This is a genomic window from Pseudoalteromonas sp. CO342X (genome assembly GCF_004208915.1).
In the GTDB taxonomy this organism is placed as follows: domain Bacteria; phylum Pseudomonadota; class Gammaproteobacteria; order Enterobacterales; family Alteromonadaceae; genus Pseudoalteromonas; species Pseudoalteromonas maricaloris.
Genome location: NZ_SGPH01000040.1, coordinates 236,391 through 256,023 on the forward strand (window position 1 = coordinate 236,391; position 19,633 = coordinate 256,023).

15 protein-coding genes are annotated in these 19,633 nt (G+C 43.1%); 12 read left to right on the forward strand and 3 right to left on the reverse strand.

What is annotated here, in order from left to right:
- Nucleotides 1-4 precede the first annotated feature (4 nt).
- The 10 genes from malQ (at nucleotide 5) to rluF (ending at nucleotide 16,295) form a co-directional block, all read left to right on the forward strand.
- Nucleotides 5-1,984 carry a 4-alpha-glucanotransferase gene (gene malQ, locus EXT47_RS20000; protein ID WP_130127405.1) on the forward strand — a complete coding sequence of 660 codons (1,980 nt, stop codon included), beginning with the start codon at nucleotides 5-7 and terminating at the stop codon, nucleotides 1,982-1,984.
- Nucleotides 1,985-4,225, forward strand: a complete 2,241-nt coding sequence (gene glgB, locus EXT47_RS20005; protein WP_130127406.1) for a 1,4-alpha-glucan branching protein GlgB — start codon at nucleotides 1,985-1,987, stop codon at nucleotides 4,223-4,225.
- Complete coding sequence (gene glgX, locus EXT47_RS20010) at nucleotides 4,219-6,270, forward strand: glycogen debranching protein GlgX (protein ID WP_130127407.1); 2,052 nt, start codon at nucleotides 4,219-4,221, stop codon at nucleotides 6,268-6,270. Before glgB ends, glgX begins: the two co-directional genes overlap by 7 nt.
- On the forward strand, nucleotides 6,263-8,746 hold the full coding sequence (locus tag EXT47_RS20015) for a glycogen/starch/alpha-glucan phosphorylase (protein WP_039495153.1): 2,484 nt from the start codon (nucleotides 6,263-6,265) through the stop codon (nucleotides 8,744-8,746). The genes glgX and EXT47_RS20015 overlap by 8 nt, the downstream gene beginning before the upstream one ends.
- Nucleotides 8,747-8,777: 31 nt before the next feature.
- The gene (gene glgC, locus EXT47_RS20020) at nucleotides 8,778-10,052 is read left to right on the forward strand and encodes a glucose-1-phosphate adenylyltransferase (protein ID WP_010372983.1); all 1,275 of its coding nucleotides are present in this window, start codon (nucleotides 8,778-8,780) and stop codon (nucleotides 10,050-10,052) included.
- Nucleotides 10,053-10,068: 16 nt separating this feature from the next.
- Entirely contained in the window at nucleotides 10,069-11,604 is a 1,536-nt protein-coding gene (locus tag EXT47_RS20025; RefSeq protein WP_039495157.1) for a glycogen synthase, read from the forward strand.
- 258 nt (nucleotides 11,605-11,862) lie between these two features.
- A complete protein-coding gene (locus EXT47_RS20030; RefSeq protein ID WP_010605397.1) occupies nucleotides 11,863-13,080 on the forward strand; it encodes an EAL and HDOD domain-containing protein in 1,218 nt (405 codons plus the stop codon).
- Nucleotides 13,080-14,177, forward strand: a complete 1,098-nt coding sequence (locus EXT47_RS20035) for a DUF418 domain-containing protein (RefSeq protein WP_240701638.1) — start codon at nucleotides 13,080-13,082, stop codon at nucleotides 14,175-14,177. The genes EXT47_RS20030 and EXT47_RS20035 overlap by 1 nt, the downstream gene beginning before the upstream one ends.
- On the forward strand, nucleotides 14,170-15,243 hold the full coding sequence (locus EXT47_RS20040; RefSeq protein WP_130127408.1) for an ABC transporter substrate-binding protein: 1,074 nt from the start codon (nucleotides 14,170-14,172) through the stop codon (nucleotides 15,241-15,243). Before EXT47_RS20035 ends, EXT47_RS20040 begins: the two co-directional genes overlap by 8 nt.
- Before the next feature lie 65 nt (nucleotides 15,244-15,308).
- Entirely contained in the window at nucleotides 15,309-16,295 is a 987-nt protein-coding gene (gene rluF / locus EXT47_RS20045) for a 23S rRNA pseudouridine(2604) synthase RluF (RefSeq protein ID WP_130127409.1), read from the forward strand.
- 125 nt (nucleotides 16,296-16,420) lie between these two features.
- On the opposite strand, the gene minE is transcribed toward rluF, so the two are convergent.
- From minE to minC, 3 genes are read right to left on the reverse strand one after another with little or no spacing between them, the layout of a single operon-like run.
- Nucleotides 16,421-16,681 (reverse strand): cell division topological specificity factor MinE, encoded by a 261-nt coding sequence (minE, locus tag EXT47_RS20050; protein WP_010372964.1) that lies wholly within the window; start codon nucleotides 16,679-16,681, stop codon nucleotides 16,421-16,423.
- 1 nt (nucleotide 16,682) lies between these two features.
- Nucleotides 16,683-17,492: a septum site-determining protein MinD gene (gene minD, locus EXT47_RS20055; protein ID WP_010372960.1), complete on the reverse strand. Its 810-nt coding sequence runs from the start codon at nucleotides 17,490-17,492 to the stop codon at nucleotides 16,683-16,685.
- Between the two features lie 5 nt (nucleotides 17,493-17,497).
- The gene (minC, locus tag EXT47_RS20060) at nucleotides 17,498-18,202 is read right to left on the reverse strand and encodes a septum site-determining protein MinC (RefSeq protein ID WP_130127410.1); all 705 of its coding nucleotides are present in this window, start codon (nucleotides 18,200-18,202) and stop codon (nucleotides 17,498-17,500) included.
- A 135-nt stretch (nucleotides 18,203-18,337) separates the two neighbouring features.
- Here minC and EXT47_RS20065 point away from each other — a divergent pair, with 135 nt between their 5' ends.
- Both EXT47_RS20065 and EXT47_RS20070 read left to right on the forward strand, forming a co-directional pair.
- Nucleotides 18,338-18,619 carry a YcgL domain-containing protein gene (locus EXT47_RS20065; RefSeq protein ID WP_010372955.1) on the forward strand — a complete coding sequence of 94 codons (282 nt, stop codon included), beginning with the start codon at nucleotides 18,338-18,340 and terminating at the stop codon, nucleotides 18,617-18,619.
- A complete protein-coding gene (locus tag EXT47_RS20070) occupies nucleotides 18,616-19,632 on the forward strand; it encodes a lytic transglycosylase domain-containing protein (protein WP_039495165.1) in 1,017 nt (338 codons plus the stop codon). The genes EXT47_RS20065 and EXT47_RS20070 overlap by 4 nt, the downstream gene beginning before the upstream one ends.
- Nucleotide 19,633: the final 1 nt, after the last annotated feature.

The following is a 19,633-nucleotide window of genomic DNA, read 5'->3' on the forward strand; positions in this document are numbered from 1 at the left end:
ATAAATGGACAACATTGCCCAGCTTCTTTATCTCTATGGTATTGGTTATGAGTACCATAAATACACGGGTGATCATGTGGTATTTGATCACCAAACTCGCCTACAGGCATTGCAGGAGTGCGGTGTTGATGTCAGCAATCTAGATGAAATAAATACACTCAATTTTGAGCTGGATATTGCTAAGTGGTTAACGCCAGTTGAAGCCATTACTTTGGTTTGCAAGGAGACGCCAACTATTACGATAAGAGTGGATGCTGGCCTGCAAATTAACGAATTAACTGTGTCGATCCCCGCATTGGGTTATTGCTGTGTTTGCGATCCAAACAAGCAAGTAGCGATTGGGGATTACCGCTATCAAGATACACGTTATGTTCAACTTGAAGTGCCAATAAACGCGATTGAAGTGGGTTATTATAGTGCTGAGGTAATGTTAAATGGTGCGCGGTTTGAGACAGAGCTTTGGGTGACGCCTAGACAGTGCTATGACCCGATTGAACAACATAAAAAGCTCCTTGGGTTGTCTATTCAGCTATATTCGTTAAAGCCTGCTGGCAGCAAGCTAAGTGCGGATTTTTATGAGCTAAAGCAATTAGTTGAGGCTAGCGCAGCTGAAGGGGTTGACTACATTTTGTTAAACCCACTGCATTTGTTGTTTGTTGATGAACCAGAAAAAGCGAGCCCGTACAGCCCAAATGACCGCCGCCTACTGCACCCTTTTTACATTTCTATAGAGCTTTTGTGTGAACAATTTGGCTTAGATGTGAGTGTGTTCGCCGACTATTTAGACGTCTCAAAGAGTAACTTGAACGCGACATACCTTGATATGACTCGTTGTATGGAAAGTAAGCTTAACGCGTTACGTTTTGCGTGGCAGTTATTGTGTGAACAAACTGGAGCGTGGCGTGCAGACTTTACTCGATTTTGCCAGGCTAAGCAGCAAGAGCTTAAGGCATTTGAGGACGATGACTTCGCTAAATTTTTACAATGGCTTGCGTTTGAACAATTAACGCAATGCCAGTCTTCGGCACTGAATGCCGGTATGGCTGTAGGTTTAATCAATGATTTAGCCGTTGGTTGTGCTGACGGCTCAAGTGAATACAACAGCAATAAAAATTTGTATGCCAAACATGCTCGCGTGGGCGCGCCTCCAGACCCTTGGGCAGAGCTCGGTCAAAACTGGGGGTTACCAGCGTTAAACCCCGTTAAGTTAAAAGCGCAGCGCTTTGCATTTTTTAAACAGCTGATCCAAGCGAACATCACCGGTGTTGGGGCATTAAGAATTGATCATGTGATGGGCCTAAGAAGGTTGTGGTGGTGCTTTTATCAAGATCAGCAGCAAACAGGTTGCTATGTATATTATCCATTTGAGTACCTTTTAGCGATCCTCAAAATTGAGTCTGTCAAACATCAAGTAATGATCATTGGTGAAGACTTAGGGGTTGTTCCAATCGAAATCAAAGAAGCAATGTCTGAGTCTCATATATACAGCAATATTCTTTTTTACTTCGAGAAGGATTATCACGGTCAGTTTTTAGCACCCACGCACTATAAGCACAATGCGTTACTCATGGTTGCTAACCATGACGTCCCGCCATTTTTTGGCTGGTGGAGCCATGATGACCTTAGGTTGAAACGTGAATATCAGCTATTGAGCGAACCCCAGCTAACAAAAGCGGATGAAGAGCGAACATCCGAGCGAGAGAAGCTTTGTCATTGGCTTAGTCGCTATGGTGAAGTGAGTGTCACCCTTGCGAGCGAAGCCCGTGATGTGTATCAGTTGCTTATCAATGTGCTCGCCAAGTCGCCTGCAAAAATGCTGACAATTCAGTTTGATGACCTCGACGAACAGAAGTTACCAGTGAATATTCCTGGTACTGACCAAGAGTATCCAAACTGGAGAAGGCGACTTAATCAGACATCAGCGGAAATTATTGCAAGTTCTCGGCCGCTGATCCGAGATGCGGTAACCAGCAGGAAAGAATAGATGAATACAAGAGCAAAAATAGAAGACGCCCAAGTAGATGACTACATCAGTCAATTAGCCGCTTTGGAAGCCGGTAAGTGTCGCGACCCATTTGCCTTCTTAGGGCTACACCAGCTAGATGCGAAGCGCTCAGTCGTGCGCTGTTTTATTCCAGGTGCGACAGAAGTTAAGGTGCTTACCAACAATAGCAGCTATGGGCTTGAACGGTTTCGCAAAAGTGCGCTATTCACATTAGATTTTAAAGCGGATGACATCAGCAAAGATTACCTGCTTGAAGTGCACTACCCAGAACAAACCGTCACTGCGAGGGATGTATATAGTTTTGATAGTTGCTTGGCTGATGATGCCTTGTACTTATTTAATGAAGGAACACAAGCTCAAGCTTATTTGCATTTAGGTGCACATCAAGTTGAGATAGAGGGAGTAATTGGGTTTCGATTTGGTGTTTGGGCGCCAAATGCGTTGTCTGTTTCTGTGATAGGTGAGTTTAACCATTGGCAGGCCGTGCAGCATCCAATGCGATTACATCCAGCCAGTGGTGTATGGGAGCTTTTTATTCCGGCTCTGGAGGTTGACTGCTGCTATAAATTTGCAATCACCACATTTGAGGGGGAGCGCATAGAAAAGGCCGACCCCTTTGCATTTAAAATGGAACAAGCTCCGGGCACGGCGAGTATAACTCAGGCTCGACCAGCCGCTTTCACATTGAGCCAAGCAGATCATGATAAAAAGGCGCTGCGTAATAAAATCAATGCACCCATTAGTATTTATGAGGTGCATTTGGGCTCTTGGAAACGCCGAGAGGAAGAAGGCAATCGCTATCTTACGTATCGAGAGTTAGCGGACGACCTTATCCCCTATGTAAAGGCACTGGGGTTTACTCATTTGCAACTGATGCCTATCAGTGAATATCCTTTTGATGGCTCCTGGGGTTACCAACCGGTGGGGTTATTCTCGCCAACCAGTCGCTTTGGTGGCGTTGAGGATTTTGCTTACTTCGTTGAGTGCTGTCATCGTGAAGAGCTCGGATTACTTATCGACTGGGTACCGGGACATTTCCCATCAGATCCCCATGGTTTACATAAATTTGATGGCACACACCTATTCGAACATGCTGATAAGCGGCAAGGGTTTCATCCAGATTGGAACACCTATATTTTTAACTACGACCGCGCTGAAGTAAAAAGCTTTTTGTTGTCGAATGCGATGTATTGGATAAAAGAATACGCCATCGATGGCTTAAGGGTGGATGCTGTGGCATCGATGCTTTATTTGGATTACAGCCGTAAGCATGGGGAATGGGTGCCAAATCAATATGGCGGCCGTGAAAACCTAGGTGCAATAGAATGCCTCAAATCAGTCAATACCAAATGTTATGGCGTTGATGAAGGTATAATGATGGTCGCTGAAGAATCCACAGCTTGGCCCGGTGTTACCCGCAGTGTTGAACACGATGGTTTGGGTTTTGGTTATAAGTGGAATATGGGGTGGATGAATGACACGCTAAACTATATGTCCAAAGACCCAATTCATCGCAAGTACCATCACCATGAAATGACCTTTTCGATGGTGTATGCCTATTCTGAAAATTACATCTTGCCATTAAGTCACGATGAAGTGGTACATGGCAAAGGTGCGCTACTGAGCAAAATGCCAGGAGACGATTGGCAGCAATTCGCTAATTTACGTGCCTACTATGGCTTTATGTTTGCCCACCCAGGTAAAAAGTTGCTGTTTATGGGCGCTGAACTTGCCCCCCGAGAGGAGTGGGATCATAACCAACAACTCAACTGGAAGTTGCTTGAAAGTGAAGCGCACCAAGGCGTGTATGAGTGTGTCAAAGCGCTCAATACGACCTATAAATCAACGCCGCAATTATTCGAGTGCGATAACAAATCAACAGGATTTAATTGGATTGATGGTGGGAATGCGGAGCAAAGCATATTTAGTTTTGTACGCTATGGACGAGATGGTGTTACACCGCTGGTGGTGATCGCAAACTTTACGCCACAAACCCATTTTCAATTCCGCTTAGGCGTGCCGTCAGCGGGTGTGTATCAAGTTGTCTTAAACACGGATGACAAAGAATTTTGGGGGAGCGGCGTTGGGGTCGTTGCACATAAACAACAACTCATTGAATCGAAAAGCATAGCAAGCCATGGCTTTGAGCAAAGTATCGATATAACCGTTCCGCCTTTGGCAACCGTGTATTTGCAGCTGATCTCTGGTGGCACATGTTAACCAGTTATCGCGGCGATCATCAATTATTGGGTACAACGGCCAGTGATAAAGGCGTTAACTTTTGTGTTTATGCACCGAAAGCAAAACGCGTAACCCTGTGCCTGTTTGACAAAAGCGGCCATAGCGAAGTGAATCGGATAGGGATGTTTCTGCATGAGGGCGGGAATTGGTCACTGTTTATCGAGGGAGCACAAGTCGGAGACTTATATGGCTATCGTGTAGACGGAGAGTATAGCGCGGAAAAAGGGCTGCTTTTCAATGCCAATAAGTTACTCTTAGACCCATATTGCCGCGACTTTTTTGGTGAGTTTACTTGGAGTGAACGACATTTTTGCCATTTGCCAGTAGGCCATATAAACCCATCTGATAACGCCTGTGATATGCCAAAGAGTAAAGTGACGGCGATTGAGAAGTATCAAGGGAAGCGACCTAAGACTCCGTGGAGTAAAACGGTGATCTATGAATGTCATGTTAAAGGGGCAACTGTTAGGCATCCAGATATTCCAAGTAAACACCAAGGAAAATACTTAGGGATTGCAGAACAAACTTTTATCGATCACCTCAAGCATATTGGTGTTACTGCGATTGAGCTGCTACCTGTGCATGCGTTTATCAATGAGCAATTTCTTACGACCAAAGGACTAAAAAATTACTGGGGATATAACAGCCTCAACTTTTTTACGCCACACAAAAGTTATCTCGTTAACGACGACATCAACGAATTTAAGATAATGGTAGAGCGGCTCCATCAAGCCGGTATTGAGGTTATTTTGGATGTGGTGTTTAACCATACTGCGGAAGGTGGCTTGGATGGCCCGACAATTAGCTTTAAAGGGTTTGATAACCTGACTTATTACAGCACCTTGCCGAGTAAGCCCAATGTCTACATTAATGACACGGGTTGTGGAAACACAATGAATATCTCGAACCCTGTGGTATTAAGACTTGTCTTGGACAGCTTGCGCTATTGGGTGGAATACATGGGGGTGGACGGTTTTCGCTTTGATTTGGCGACGATCCTTGCTCGTCAAGCCTCGGGATTTTCAAATCAACATGCATTTTTGCAAGCGATCCATCAAGACCCAGTGCTTAGCAAAGTAAAACTGATTGCCGAGCCTTGGGATATTGGTCCTGGTGGGTATCAACTTGGACAATTTCCTTCTCCGTGGCGTGAGTGGAATGATAAATATCGAGATACAGTTAGGCGCTTCTGGCGTGGTGATGAGGGAGTATTGCCAGAGCTTGCGATGCGTATTCATGGCTCCAGTGACCTATTTGAACATAACTTACGGGGCCCTTTGAACTCCATAAATTTTCTTACCAGTCATGACGGCTTCTCATTGTTTGATTGGACGGCTTACGAGCATAAACACAATGAAGCAAACGGTGAGGCAAATAGAGACGGCCACAGTGAAAACTTTTCATTTAATTGTGGGGTAGAAGGGTTCAGTGCGGATCCTCAAATCAATGAATTGCGTCTCAGTATGCAGAAAAATGCATTACTCACTTTGTTTTTGTCCAAAGGGATCCCGATGATTTGCGCGGGAACCGAAATGGCACATACGCAAAGTGGCAACAATAATGCTTACTGCCAAGACAACTGCACTAGCTGGCTGGCATGGAAAAACCACCAGCAACACCACACGTTAACTTTTTTTATCCAAGATTTACTTGCCCTTCGAAGGCAATTTGCCGCGTTTTCTCACTCATTTTATGTCCATGACAGTGACAGTCGTTTTGCGGTGAATTGGTTTAATGAACAAGCAAAGCCGTTATCGCCTGAACAATGGCGAGAGCCGAGCCGCAAATGGTTGAGTTACACCATTACCGATCAGCAGTTAGGGCAAAGCTTATTGATAATATTGAACGCCAGTGAAAGTGCATTGCAAATAAAGCTGCCATTTAGTGCATTTTCATCTCATTGGCAGCAAGCAATCACCACTGCGGTTGAGCCGCATCGACCAGAGTTAGATTCTTATTTACAGGTTCCAGCTAAGTCAGCATGGATATTTACATCAATCAAAGGGGATGAAAAGCATGGCTAATAAAAGTGCGCCAGTATGCGTGGTAAAACATTGGCAAGATGCACCAAAGATAGATGAAAACACCTTGAGTGATGATTTGACTCGTCACTTTTACTACACCTTAGGTCGAGACAAAGTAGGAGAGTCGCGACTGTATTTGTACCATGCATTAGCCTTGACTATTCGTGACCGATTAGTCGCCCGTTGCCGGGCAACCAAAGAGCACATTAAGAGTAAAAAGACACGTAAAGCAGCCTATCTCTCGTTGGAATTTTTAATGGGTAGAGCACTGTCTAATGCGGTGTTAAATCTAGACTTAGAAGAACAAGTTCAAGCGGCATTACAAGAATACTGTACTGAGCTTGAAGAGGTCGCGCAGGCTGAACATGATGCAGGTCTTGGTAATGGTGGTTTAGGCCGTCTTGCAGCTTGTTTTTTGGATAGCTGTGCTTCATTAGCCCTTCCTGTTGTTGGTTACGGTTTGCGTTACGAATTTGGGATGTTTAACCAAACCTGTGAACAGGGTCATCAAGTAGAACAGCCAGATAACTGGCTCCGTGAAGGTCATCCATGGGAGCTTGCCGCACCAGAACAAGCCCGGAGAGTTAAGTTTTTTGGTCATGTTGAAGTACATACCGACAAAAATGGTAGGCAGCATCGTGAGTGGCTTGATACGCAAGATATTCTCGCCGTGCCTTACGACGTTCCTGTGCCTGGATATCGTAATGAGGTGGTAAACACATTAAGACTATGGAAATCAGAGGCAACCGATGAGTTTGACCTCAACGAATTTAACGCCGGCAGTTATTCAGAAGCGGTGGCTAAAAAGAATCTCGCTGAGCAGATAACGATGGTGCTGTACCCCAATGATGCCAGTGAAAATGGTAAAGAGCTGAGACTAAGGCAGCAGTACTTTTTATCCAGCGCGAGCTTGCAAGACGTGATTGCAACTTGGGTTGAGCAATACGGCGATGATTTCAGTGATTTTGCGGACTATCACGTATTCCAACTCAATGATACCCATCCAAGTATTGCCGTAGCTGAACTAATGCGTATTTTATTAGACGATTACGAGCTGGAGTGGGATGCCGCGTGGAAGATAACGACATCAACCATGGCATATACCAATCATACTTTATTGCCTGAAGCATTAGAGCGCTGGTCTGTGAGTTTATTTGAGCGCTTGTTACCAAGGTTGCTAGAAATTATCTATGAGATCAATGCCCGCTTTTTGTCGGAAGTTGCACTGAAATGGCCCGGTGATATCGAAAAGCAGCGCGCGCTGTCACTCATTGAGGAGTCTAGCCATCCTCAAATTCGCATGGCGTATCTTGCGATCGTAGGCAGTTATTCTGTCAATGGTGTTGCTGCGCTTCATACCGAGCTATTAAAAGCTGGCTTGTTTAACGATTTTTATCAACTGTGCCCAGAGAAGTTTAATAATAAAACGAATGGGGTGACGCCAAGACGCTGGTTATCGCACTGTAATCCAGAACTGGCGCAATTGATTAGCGATAAAATAGGCGACGGCTGGCAAGCTGATTTTTCTAAAATTAGTGAACTACGTCGTTTTTACGATAACCACGCCTTCCAAAAGCAGTGGCTAACAGTCAAACAAAACAACAAACAACGTCTTGCTGAGCTAATTGCCCATGAATGTCAGGTAGAGTTTGATCCAACTATGATGTTTGATGTTCAAGTCAAGCGTATTCATGAATACAAGCGTCAGCTACTTAACGTATTGCACGTTATCCATCTTTACGATCGGATCTGTCGTGGTGATGTGGCAGAGCTCGTTCCTCGTTGCGTACTGTTTGGAGGTAAGGCTGCACCCGGTTATTACATGGCGAAGAAGATCATTAAATTAATCAACAATGTTGCCAATGTTATCAACAATGACCCCGCGGCGAGGCCCTATCTTCGAGTGGCTTTCATGCCCAATTACAATGTCTCAAAAATGGAAGTGATTTGTCCTGCAACAGACTTATCAGAGCAAATTTCAACCGCAGGAAAAGAAGCGTCTGGCACAGGCAACATGAAGTTTATGATGAATGGTGCAATCACCATAGGCACCTTAGATGGTGCCAATATTGAAATACGAGAATGCGTTGGTGCAGACAACTTTTACTTATTTGGTGTAACTGCTGAACAAGCACAGCAAGTGCGCCAAAATTATCAGCCCCTTAAGATAATAGAAAGCAACAATGACCTTAAACGTGTTATGGCTTTGCTCGAAAGTGGGCACTTTAACCTATTTGAGCCTAATATCTTTGATGACGTAATTAACTCAATTAAGAGTAGTACCGATCCTTGGTTAGTGGCACAAGATTTTCCTTCCTATGTTGAGAGCCAGGAGCATGCGGCTCAAGCATACAAAGACAAGGAACATTGGCTGCGCATGAGTATTCTCAATACCGCAGCAAGTGGAAAATTTTCTAGCGATAGAACAATTCAAGATTACAGCGATGATATTTGGCGCTTGAGCCCAATGCAGTAGTCACCGCAAAAAGTTATGGAGAGAAGAAATAATGCCTAATTATGCGAATCGTTATATTAGTACCCTCACTCGAGAAACATATGCTTTAATACTTGCGGGTGGAAGAGGTTCGCGCCTTCACGAGCTCACCAATTGGCGAGCGAAACCCGCTGTTTATTTTGGCGGCAAACATCGAATTATCGATTTTCCACTGTCTAACTGCATTAACTCAGGGATCCGTCGGGTTGGTATTGCCACGCAGTATAAGTCGCACTCGCTTATTCGCCATGTTAATCGCGCATGGGGACACTTTAAAAAGGAGCTGGGAGAATCTGTAGAGATATTGCCAGCATCACAGCGATATGGTGATGAATGGTACTGCGGCACAGCAGACGCAGTTTTCCAGAATATGGATATTATTCGTCATGAACTTCCCAAGTACGTTATGATCTTATCGGGTGATCATGTCTACAGAATGGATTACGGTGGCTTGCTTGCAAAGCACGTTGAGACAGGTGCAGATATGACCGTATGTTGTATTGAAGTGCCTTGTGAAGAAGCAGCAAAAACGTTTGGTGTCATGACGGTAGATGAAAGCAACCGTGTGCGTCGCTTTGATGAAAAACCGGTAGATCCGACGTCAATCCCTGGAAAGCCAGGTGTATGTTTGGCGTCTATGGGGAACTATGTGTTTAACACTGAGTTTTTATTCGAGCAGTTGAAAAAGGATGCGGAACGAGAAGGGTCTGGCCGTGACTTTGGTCATGATATTATCCCATCCATCATAGAAGAGCATAATGTGTATGCGTATCCATTTTGCGACCCATCACATGAAGGGCAGCCATATTGGCGAGATGTAGGGACGCTTGATTCATTCTGGGAAGCAAATATGGAGTTGGTTTCTCCTGAACCACAACTTGATCTCTATGATCCTCATTGGCCAATTTGGACTTATCAGGAACAGTTACCACCAGCTAAATTTATATTTGATGATGATGATAGACGCGGTATGGCCGTAGACTCAACGGTTTCTGGTGGCTGTATTATTTCTGGCTCTAAGGTTAAGCGTTCATTGCTGTTTTCCAATGTGCATGTTCACTCGTATTGTGAAATTGAAGGAGCCGTTGTGTTGCCTGGTGCCAAAATCGGGCGTAACTGCAAAATCAAAAACGCAATCATTGACCGCAGTTGTCAAATACCAGAGGGGATGACAATTGGTTACGATACTGACTTAGACAAAGAGAATGGCTTTAGAGTGTCGAATAAGGGGATCGTATTGGTGACCCGAGATATGCTCGCAGAGCTTGCGGAAAAAAATAATAAATGATCCATGTAGAGGTACTATGCATGTAATTTTAGTGGCAGCCGAAAACGATCGGTTGCCAAATTGTAAGGTAGGGGGCGTCGCAGATGTAATACGTGACGTGCCTTATGCATTGGCGCAGCTTGGCATTAAAGTATCGGTGGTGACACCTGATTATGGCCAAGCTGCTTTAAATCGAAACTTAGTCGCTGATATTGCCGTCCCTTTTCGTCAACACCTAGAAACGGCGACTCTTTGGTCTGTTGAAGAAAGTGACAATGTCACTCAGTATGTCATTTCACACTCATTGTTTAGTGAGCATCACGGCGCTATTTACTGTAATGATCCTCACCAGCCCTTTGCCACGGATGCAAATCGATTTGCGTTTTTTAGTGCGGCAGTTGCTGAACTTATTGAACATGAGTTGATAGCAGAGGTAGATGTTGTACACCTACATGACTGGCATGCTGCTGTCGTTGCGGTACTTCGTCAGTTTAGTCCAAGATTCAAACGCTTAAAGACGCTGAGGACAGTCTATACTGTGCATAACCTTGCACTTCAAGGGATCCGGCCTTTTAATCATGACTTTTCCAGCCTTGAGTCTTGGTTTCCGACACTCACCTATGATGGGCTCAGTATTTGCGATCCTAAATACCCTCACTGCTTTAACCCAATGCGAGCGGCTATTAATCTTTCAGACAAAGTGCATGTTGTTTCTCCTAATTACGCCAAAGAAGTGATGATCCCAAGCCATCCTGAGCTTGGTTTTTTTGGTGGCGAAGGGTTAGAAAGCGACATGCAGCATGCGTCTCATGAAGGACGGTTAGCTGGTATTTTAAACGGTTGTGTGTATGATGAGTCAGGTGACGAAGAGAATCTAACTTTTGCTGACTATTTGGCGCTTGCTGAGCAGCATGTGTTTCAATGGATGGCAAAATCAAGCCAAGTATTATCTCGGTTTTACATTGCTCATCAACGCATACTCGCTTGGCGCGGTGAAGCCTTTAGTGGCAAGCTAATTACAAGTGTCGGTCGTCTCACCGATCAAAAAGCACTTATTTTAAGACAGCCTACCCAATCAGGCATTGTGCTCGATGACATCGCAAAAATAGCCAAGCACCAAGGAGCACGTATTGTGATTGTTGGCTCTGGTGACCCCAGTCTTGAGCAGCTATTTACCGAAGTAATGGCACGCCATAACAATGTCTTGTTTTTAAATGGTTATGGTAAAGCACTCGGCGAACAGCTGTACCCGTTAGGTGATTTGTTTTTAATGCCAAGCTCCTTTGAGCCTTGTGGTATCAGCCAAATGCTTGCGATGCGCGCTGGACAACCTTGTATCGTACATAAAGTGGGTGGACTATATGATACGGTAAAACACAATGAAACAGGCTATTGCTTTGAAGGAGAAACACTCGCTGAGCAAGGTAGTCAGTTTATTGCGATTTTTGAATTAGCGCTTGCAGATCTGATGAACGATAGCGAAAAATATCAACAACTCAGGCTGCAAGCTCGTATGCAGCGCTTTGACTGGTCTGATGTTGCACAAAAATACTGCGAACAATTATATAGATAGCGAAAATGTAGATAAAAAAATTTTCGCATCTGTGTTAAGTATTTAGCAATTGGCTCAGTTGCTAAACAAAAAACTAGGTCAAAGGTATCAAAAGATAGCTTTGGCCTTTCTTTTTTATCATTTTGCATTATCTTTTAAGCTATTATTTTGATTCTTAATAGCTTAGGTTGATTTTCTTTATCATCATAAAGGGTTAAAATCTAAAAATTGCTAAACCAAAAGTGTGATTGTTCACTTTAGGTACAAAGGAGTTTTTGTTTGAAGGTTTTTGTGGCCCGCCAAGCCATATTTAATCGTAAAAAACAAGTTGTTGCATACGAATTGTTGTTTCGCGATGGTGTAAAAAATAGCTTTCCAAATATTGCAGATGATGCAGCGACAGCCAAGCTGATAATGAATAATCAACTTAACCTCGGCATGCGATATCTCACTTCGGGAAAGAAAGCGCTAATTAATATTGGTCCAGACTCGTTACGTCAGGAGCTGTGTGAGTTTCTCCCAGCAAATGATGTGATCTTGGAGCTATTGGAGACTATTCCGCCAACAAAACAAAATTATGAGCGGATAAGAGGCTTATTTCACAGCAACTTTAGACTCGCGTTGGACGATTTTGAATACTCAAAAGAATGGGAACCTTTCTTAAAGCTCGTTAGGTTGATTAAGTTCGACGTCATGGAAAATCCGCTGGATACTATAGTGCCAGTAATTGACATGATCAAAGAGCGAAAGAACATCAAACTACTAGCGGAAAAAGTCGAAACCGAAGAAGAATTCGAGCAAGCTAAAAAGATGGGGTTTCAGTTCTTTCAAGGCTACTTCTTTGCAAAACCAAAGATGATTGAGCAAAAAGACATTACTATTAATTATGTGATTGTCATGCTCATTTATGAAGAAGCACTTAAACCGAATATGAGTATTACGCGATTAGCCGAGTTGTTTGCTCAGGACACTGCGCTTGCGTACAAACTGCTAAGGCTAATTAATTCCGGCGTATTTCCAATCAAAAGTCGTATCGAATCTTTAAAGCAAGCCTTGGTATATTTAGGAAACGAGCGTGTAAAAAAGTTTGTAAACTTAATTATGACAGCCCACGTAGCCGAGGGAAAACCGACAGAATTAACACGCCTTTCTATCGTTCGTTCGCGATTTTGTGAGCTTATCGCACAGCAAATTTCGCCAGGACTTGCCAATATGAGCTTTATGACAGGGTTATTTTCTCTGCTTGATGCCATTCTTGACAGGCCAATGGAGCAGGTTGTAAACAAGCTACCTTTTCCTGAGCAGCTTCATGATGCTTTGATAGGTAAACCCAACACGCTATATTATATTTTAAATATCGTTAGAGCCTATGAGTCTGGAAGCTGGTGGACTCTGCAGGATGCGTGCAGTTATCTAAACTACAAAGACGAAAACCTTCCTGATTTTCATGCTGCTGCGATAAACTGGGCTGATATGTATAAAAACCGTGTGTATTGATGAATAGAATTATTGCGATGGATGCGATCCGAGGGTTCGCGCTGCTTGGCTTGCTTTCCATGAATATGGTACATATGGCCAATTTTGAGTTGGGCTATGTACCAGCCCAAACAGCCCACAATCTTGATCCGTTCTTCGCAATGGTTAATAGTATTTTCTTTGATGGTCGATTCAGAACCTTATTTGCAATGTTATTTGGAGCGGCATTATGTATTCAGGTAGCAAAGACGAATGATCAGAGCCTTGCAAGGCATCGACTAACATGGCTAATGGTCTTTGGCGTGTTACACGGCGTGTTGATTTGGCCTGGAGATATTTTATTCAATTATGCGTTGAGTGGATTGGTTGCACTTAAATTTATTGATGCGAGCGACCAAAAGTTAAACCGCTATGCAATAGGATTGATTTTAGTCCCTTCTATTGCTATCAGCTTATTGCTGTTAATTGATCCAGAACCACAAATAAATAGAACTTCTGAAGTCTACCTCGAGTTTTTGCAGCAAATTCCAGAAAACTACCTAGAACTGCTCACCCTTAATGGTCTTTACTTTATCATTATCAGTTTACTTATCCCGGTTATTACTTTGTGGTATACCGCAGGGTTAATGCTACTTGGTATGCGTTTATATCGAAGTGGAATGTTTGATTTAGAGCGTACTGAACCTGTTCATAAAATTAACTTGTTTGCCGTGATAGCCATTATTTTGTCATTTGTCGGTTTTGTACTTGAACGTAAGCTAGGCGTGGAGTTTTTTGAAGGAATAGATTGGATCCTTGCAGTACCCGTTGCGTTGTTTTATGTCGTCGTAATCAAGGCTGCAATGCGAGGTACAAAACATCAACTTTGGAGTCTCCAATGTGTTGGGCGTCTAGCGCTTTCGCTTTATCTTCTCCAGTCAATGGTGTTTGTAAGCTATTTTTACTTTATAAACCCGAGCGCTATCAGCATTTGGGAGCGGGTGGATTATTTCGCGGCATTTGTAATTGCGTCTATAATTCAATTAGCCCTTGCGGTGGTATATTGTAAGCTGTTTAAGCAAGGTCCATTTGAGAAGTTATTGAAGGTATTAGTGCTACGAAGAGCCCGCTATGATTAAAAAAGTACTTATTGGGTTAGTGCTATGGATGGTGTGTTTTAGTGTTGATGCTAAACAGTCTTTAAATGTCCTGTTTGTTAATCCTTCTGTGCCTGGTGAACCATTTTGGCAGCGCGTCCAAGGCATTACAGAAGCGGCAGCGGATCAATTCGATATAAGATTAGATGTGATCTATGGAGAAGGAAATCGAATTATACAGCTCGCTGAGCTTAAAAAATATTTGAGTTATCGTGCTACTCCCGATTATGTCATCCTCATTAATTATCCTGGTGGTGCCGAAGAGAGCCTAAAGCTTTTAGAAAAATATGGGATCAATCATATTACTTTAGAAGAAACGATTTCTGGCCCTGAAAGGCTCGCGATAGGCAATCCAAAAGAACACTATAAGTATTGGCTTGGGGAAGTGCATCATGATAATGACCAAGCTGGTTACGATCTGGCAAAGAAACTATACCAACAAGCTAAAACTAACGGTCATGAGACAATTTATCCTATTGCTATCAATGGTCACTATGGTACAGAGTCAGATATTAGAAGCAACGGTGCAAAGCGCTTTTTTGATGAAGTTGGCGTGGTGGTTCAGCAAACTGTCTACGCTGGGTGGTCAAAAGAGCAAGCGCTTGATAAGACTAAGAAATTGTTGCACCGCTATCCAAAAACAAACCTTATTTGGTGTGCGTCAGATTTGATGGCGATGGGAGCTATCACCGCAGCTGCATCAAGCACCTCACAAATAGTGTTTGGCGGATTTGATTGGTTGTCGGATACTTTTGAGCTTATTGAACATAATGAGATGCATGCATCCGTTGGCGGGCACTTTATGATGGGGGCTTGGGCGTTGATTTCGGTGTACGATCATTATTATGGGCACCCCTTTTGGAAGGATAACGCTGAACTTGCGTTTGACTTAAGCGTAATCACCAAGGAAAATCTAGCGGACTATTACTGGATAAAGTCAGCGAAAAACTGGCAATCTATTGATTACAAGGCAATGAGCCTTAGAGGAAAACCTAAAGAGCAGTATCATTTTTCTCCTGAGCTATTAAGAAAAAGTTTGCAAAAGTAGAAATGCAGTAGTGTAAAGCGGTTGAAGCGATTACAATACGGGTTTTTACTCAAAGTGGTTGTATCGTGACAGAGCAAAAGCGCCTCAATAAATACATCAGTGAAACTGGATTCTGCAGTCGTCGAGAAGCTGATGACTTAATCGCCTCAGGCCGTGTCAAAGTAAATGGAATTCTACCAGAAATGGGCACTAAAGTGTCTGATGCTGACACTATCATCATTGATGGTAAGCCTCTGAAAGCAAAGCCAAAGGCTGTATTTATTGCTTATAATAAACCTGTTGGTGTAACTTGTACCACCGAGCGTAAAATCAGAAGTAATATTGTCAGTGCAATTAACTATCCTGAGCGTATTTTCCCTATTGGTCGCTTAGACCGTCCATCCGAAGGATTAATTTTCTTGACCAACCAAGGCGATATGGTCAATAAAATCCTTCGCGCCGGCAATAACCATGAAAAAGAGTATGAGGTTGTGGTCGATAGGCCTATTGATGAGCGCTTTGTAAAACGTATGTCCTCAGGTGTTCCAATCCTTGGCACTGTCACAAAGCCTTGTAAAGTTCGTAAAACCGGGGCTAAGTCATTTACCATTGTATTGACGCAAGGCTTAAATCGTCAAATTCGCAGAATGTGTGAATATCTAGGATTTGAAGTAACACACCTTAAACGTATTCGGATAATGAATATCGATCTAACCGGCCTTAGCTCTGGTAAGTGGCGTCACCTTAACGAAAACGAAATGCGAGCGATTAATCACGCAACAGAATCATCGAGTAAAACACAAGAGGCATCAGCGGGTGCTGGTGCGGGAAAACAGCATGATAAGCCTAGAAGTGAAGTTAGTGATGTCGGTCGTCCAAAGCAAGATAGGCGAGCGCATAACAGCAAAGATCGAACAACTGAACTCGACAAGCAAAATAGCGTTAAGCCTAAGCCAAAAACGCGAAATGGTGAACAAAATCACATTCACAACAAACGTAAGTCAAGCCCAAAGCCCAATGCTAAGCCTGCAAAAAGGGTCAAAGGTACTTTGTCCTTAAATAAGAATAAGTGACCTGAAGTTCGGATAATTAAGCAAAGAGTAGGGCAATGTAAAGCCCCTTGACAGCTTAATTAGAATGGGCAAAACGAAATTAATAAGGGCTATAGAAATAGCCCTTATTACATTTATTCAAACTGTTACTTTTCATCATCAGGTAGAGTGACGTTCAATTCTAATACTGCTAAATCATCCTCGTTTTGTTCAAACTGGACGTTGACGGCATCTGAATCTACTTTTACGTATTTGCGAATAACATCGAGGATGTCTTGCTTAAGTTGTGGTAAGTAGTCAGGTGTACCACGCTTTGAGCGTTCATGTGCAACGATGATCTGCAATCGCTCTTTTGCAAGCGACGCACTGTTTTTTTTCTCAGAGCGAAAATAATCTAGTAATGACACCTTACCCTCCAAAGATCCGTTTGAAGATACCTTTCTTCTCAACCTGTAAGAAGCGGAAATCGACGACTTCACCTAGTAAGCGGTTAATTGCATCGCTATATGCTTGGCCTGCATCAGACTCTTGGTCTAAGATAACCGGTTGCCCTGAGTTAGACGCATTAAGTACTGCTTTTGATTCAGGTATTACACCTAGTAAGTCGATCGCTAGAATTTCTTTAACATCGTCTACCGACAACATTTCACCGCTATCTACACGCTCTGGGTTATAACGTGTAAGCAATAGGTGTTCCTTAACCGGCTCTAGGCCCATTTCAGCGCGCTTCGACTTGCTTTGTAGAATACCTAAAATACGGTCTGAATCACGAACGGATGAAACTTCAGGGTTAGTTGCTACCACGGCTTCATCAGCGAAGTACAATGCCATCATTGCGCCTGCTTCAATACCCGCTGGTGAGTCGCAAATGATGAAATCAAATTCTTCTTTCATTTCATTTAGCACACGCTCAACCCCTTCTCGAGTGAGGGCGTCTTTATCGCGAGTCTGAGAAGCTGGAAGAATATAAAGTTTTTCAACGCGCTTATCTTTAATCAATGCTTGATTTAGATTTGCTTCACCGTTGATAACGTTGACAAAATCATAAACAACGCGACGCTCGCATCCCATGATTAAGTCGAGGTTTCTAAGACCAATATCAAAATCGACAATGGCTGTTTTATAACCCTTTAGCGCTAAGCCAGTACCAATTGCTGCACTTGACGTTGTCTTACCAACACCGCCTTTACCTGAAGTTACGACAATAATTTTTGCCATCTGATTTATCCTTTGACCAAAGCTGTAATTTTTAATGATTCGTCTTGTTGTGTTATTTGAGCAGCTTGACCCCAGTGTTCACCTTGCAGCGAATCACTGATCCAATAACTCCCGTTTATAGACACCAGCTCAGCTTCTAAGCGCTGACAGAATATACTCGTGTCTTCTTGGCCTTGCGCACCTGCGATTGCACGACCACGTAAGGTACCGTAAATGTGCACGTTACCATCGGCGATAACTTCTGCACCATGACTTACAGCACCTAGCACGATCAGATCACGGTCTTTAGCATAAATTTGCTGACCACTACGTACCGTTCCGTTCACAATTTGAGCAGGAAGATAAACTTGTTTTTCTACTACTTCTGCTGCTTGAGATTGTAATGGGGTACTCGGTTGCACATCCCTTGAATAGTTTAGTACAGAAAACCCGGCTTCTTTGGCTAAGTCGTGCTGACTTTGAGTACCGCTACACACACCCACTGGATTGAGCTGTAAATCGACCAGTGTTTGCTTTAACTCTTTGAATTCTACAGTTTGCTCCTGAACATCAGCTAAATTAACCACAATTGGTGCACCTTGAAAAAATTTAGGCGCTTGCGAAATTTTGCTATCAAGATCTTGCCTTAACTTGGTCAGATCTAAAGAAAACAACTGCAGCACAGAGAGTGTAAATAGATTTCCTTTTAGTTCGAATGTTTGATTTGCCATATGTACTCAAATTTTTGTTACAACCGCCGCTAAAGCCTTATCTAGCTGACTTTAGCGCGTAGTAAAACTTTCCACAACTTACTAATAGCATGGTATAGTGACCGCCCATGATTAGCAAGAATTTATAGGCTTATAATGCTCACTGCCATATACAAAAGTCCAAAAAAAGCGGATACCTATCTTTTTGTAACTAAAAGAGATGATTTTTCCAATGTCCCTGCACCGTTAATGGAAACTTTCGGCACTCCTATCTATGTCATGATCATTGACCTTGCGAGAAGAACAAAATTGGGAATTGCTGATCTTGAAACGGTTAAGCAAAAATTAACTGACGATGGGTTTTACTTGCAACTTCCACCGCATACAGAAAGCTTGCTTGATGAATTTAGAAAGCAAAACGGAGTAACAGATTCGTGATAAAAAAAATTTCCCTACTAGTAGCCTCAGTTTGCTTGTCCACATCAGTCTTTGCTAACACTCAAGCGAAGTTTGATGAATACCTCAAAAACTTAAAACAAGAAGCGGTTGACAAGGGCTATACACAACAATTAGTTGATGAGGCTTTTGCAACAGCAGTATTTAAGGAAAAGGTGATTAAGGCTGATAAGTCCCAGCCAGAAATTGTCGAAACACTAGAAACTTATTTACCCAAGCGCGTCCCTGAATGGAAAATCCAACAGGCCCGCAAACTCTACAAAGAACACCAAGAATCTTTAGAAAAAATAGCAAAAGAATATGGCGTACAGGCACGGTTTATTGTCGCCCTGTGGGGCCTTGAAAGTAACTTTGGTCGTATTCAAGGCGGTTATCCAGTCATTAGTGCGTTAGTGACGCTTGCTTTTGATGGTCGTCGAGAAGCTTTGTATAAAAGACAGTTGTGGGCTGCGCTGGATATTTTAAGAGATGGTCACATCGGTCTGGATGATTTCAAAGGATCGTGGGCAGGAGCAATGGGTCAAACTCAGTTTATGCCAACTTCATTTACGTCTTATGCCGTTGACTATAATAAAGATGGCCGCAAGGACATTTGGACGACGCAAGAGGATGCTTTTGCGTCAATAGCCAATTACCTGAAAAGTGTGGGCTGGAACGACGATCTCACTTGGGGTCGCCAAGTTAAGCTACCTGAAGGTTTTGACAATAGCTACATTTTAAAGCGTGGTACTAAAACGCACAGCGAATGGTTAAAAGAGTGGAGTAAATCAGAGCGTTCATTGCAGGAGTGGCAAGCGCTTGGTGTTCGTAGAATGGACGGCACTGACTTGCCACAAGTGAATATCACAGCAGCATTAGTAATGCCAGATGACGCTAATGGCCGCATGTATCTAGCTTATGATAATTACAAGGCCTTGATGAACTGGAATAGATCTTATTATTTTGCCTCAAGCGTTGGGTATTTATCTGACAGAATAGGTTACCCAAAGATTTAGC

Coding starts and splice junctions, on each gene's coding strand:
- malQ (WP_130127405.1), top strand. CDS start 5: ATGGACAACATTGCCCAGCTTCTTTATCTCTATGGTATTGGTTATGAG.
- glgB (WP_130127406.1), top strand. CDS start 1,985: ATGAATACAAGAGCAAAAATAGAAGACGCCCAAGTAGATGACTACATC.
- glgX (WP_130127407.1), top strand. CDS start 4,219: ATGTTAACCAGTTATCGCGGCGATCATCAATTATTGGGTACAACGGCC.
- EXT47_RS20015 (WP_039495153.1), top strand. CDS start 6,263: ATGGCTAATAAAAGTGCGCCAGTATGCGTGGTAAAACATTGGCAAGAT.
- glgC (WP_010372983.1), top strand. CDS start 8,778: ATGCCTAATTATGCGAATCGTTATATTAGTACCCTCACTCGAGAAACA.
- EXT47_RS20025 (WP_039495157.1), top strand. CDS start 10,069: ATGCATGTAATTTTAGTGGCAGCCGAAAACGATCGGTTGCCAAATTGT.
- EXT47_RS20035 (WP_240701638.1), top strand. CDS start 13,080: ATGAATAGAATTATTGCGATGGATGCGATCCGAGGGTTCGCGCTGCTT.
- EXT47_RS20040 (WP_130127408.1), top strand. CDS start 14,170: ATGATTAAAAAAGTACTTATTGGGTTAGTGCTATGGATGGTGTGTTTT.
- minD (WP_010372960.1), bottom strand. CDS start 17,492: ATGGCAAAAATTATTGTCGTAACTTCAGGTAAAGGCGGTGTTGGTAAG.
- minC (WP_130127410.1), bottom strand. CDS start 18,202: ATGGCAAATCAAACATTCGAACTAAAAGGAAATCTATTTACACTCTCT.
- EXT47_RS20065 (WP_010372955.1), top strand. CDS start 18,338: ATGCTCACTGCCATATACAAAAGTCCAAAAAAAGCGGATACCTATCTT.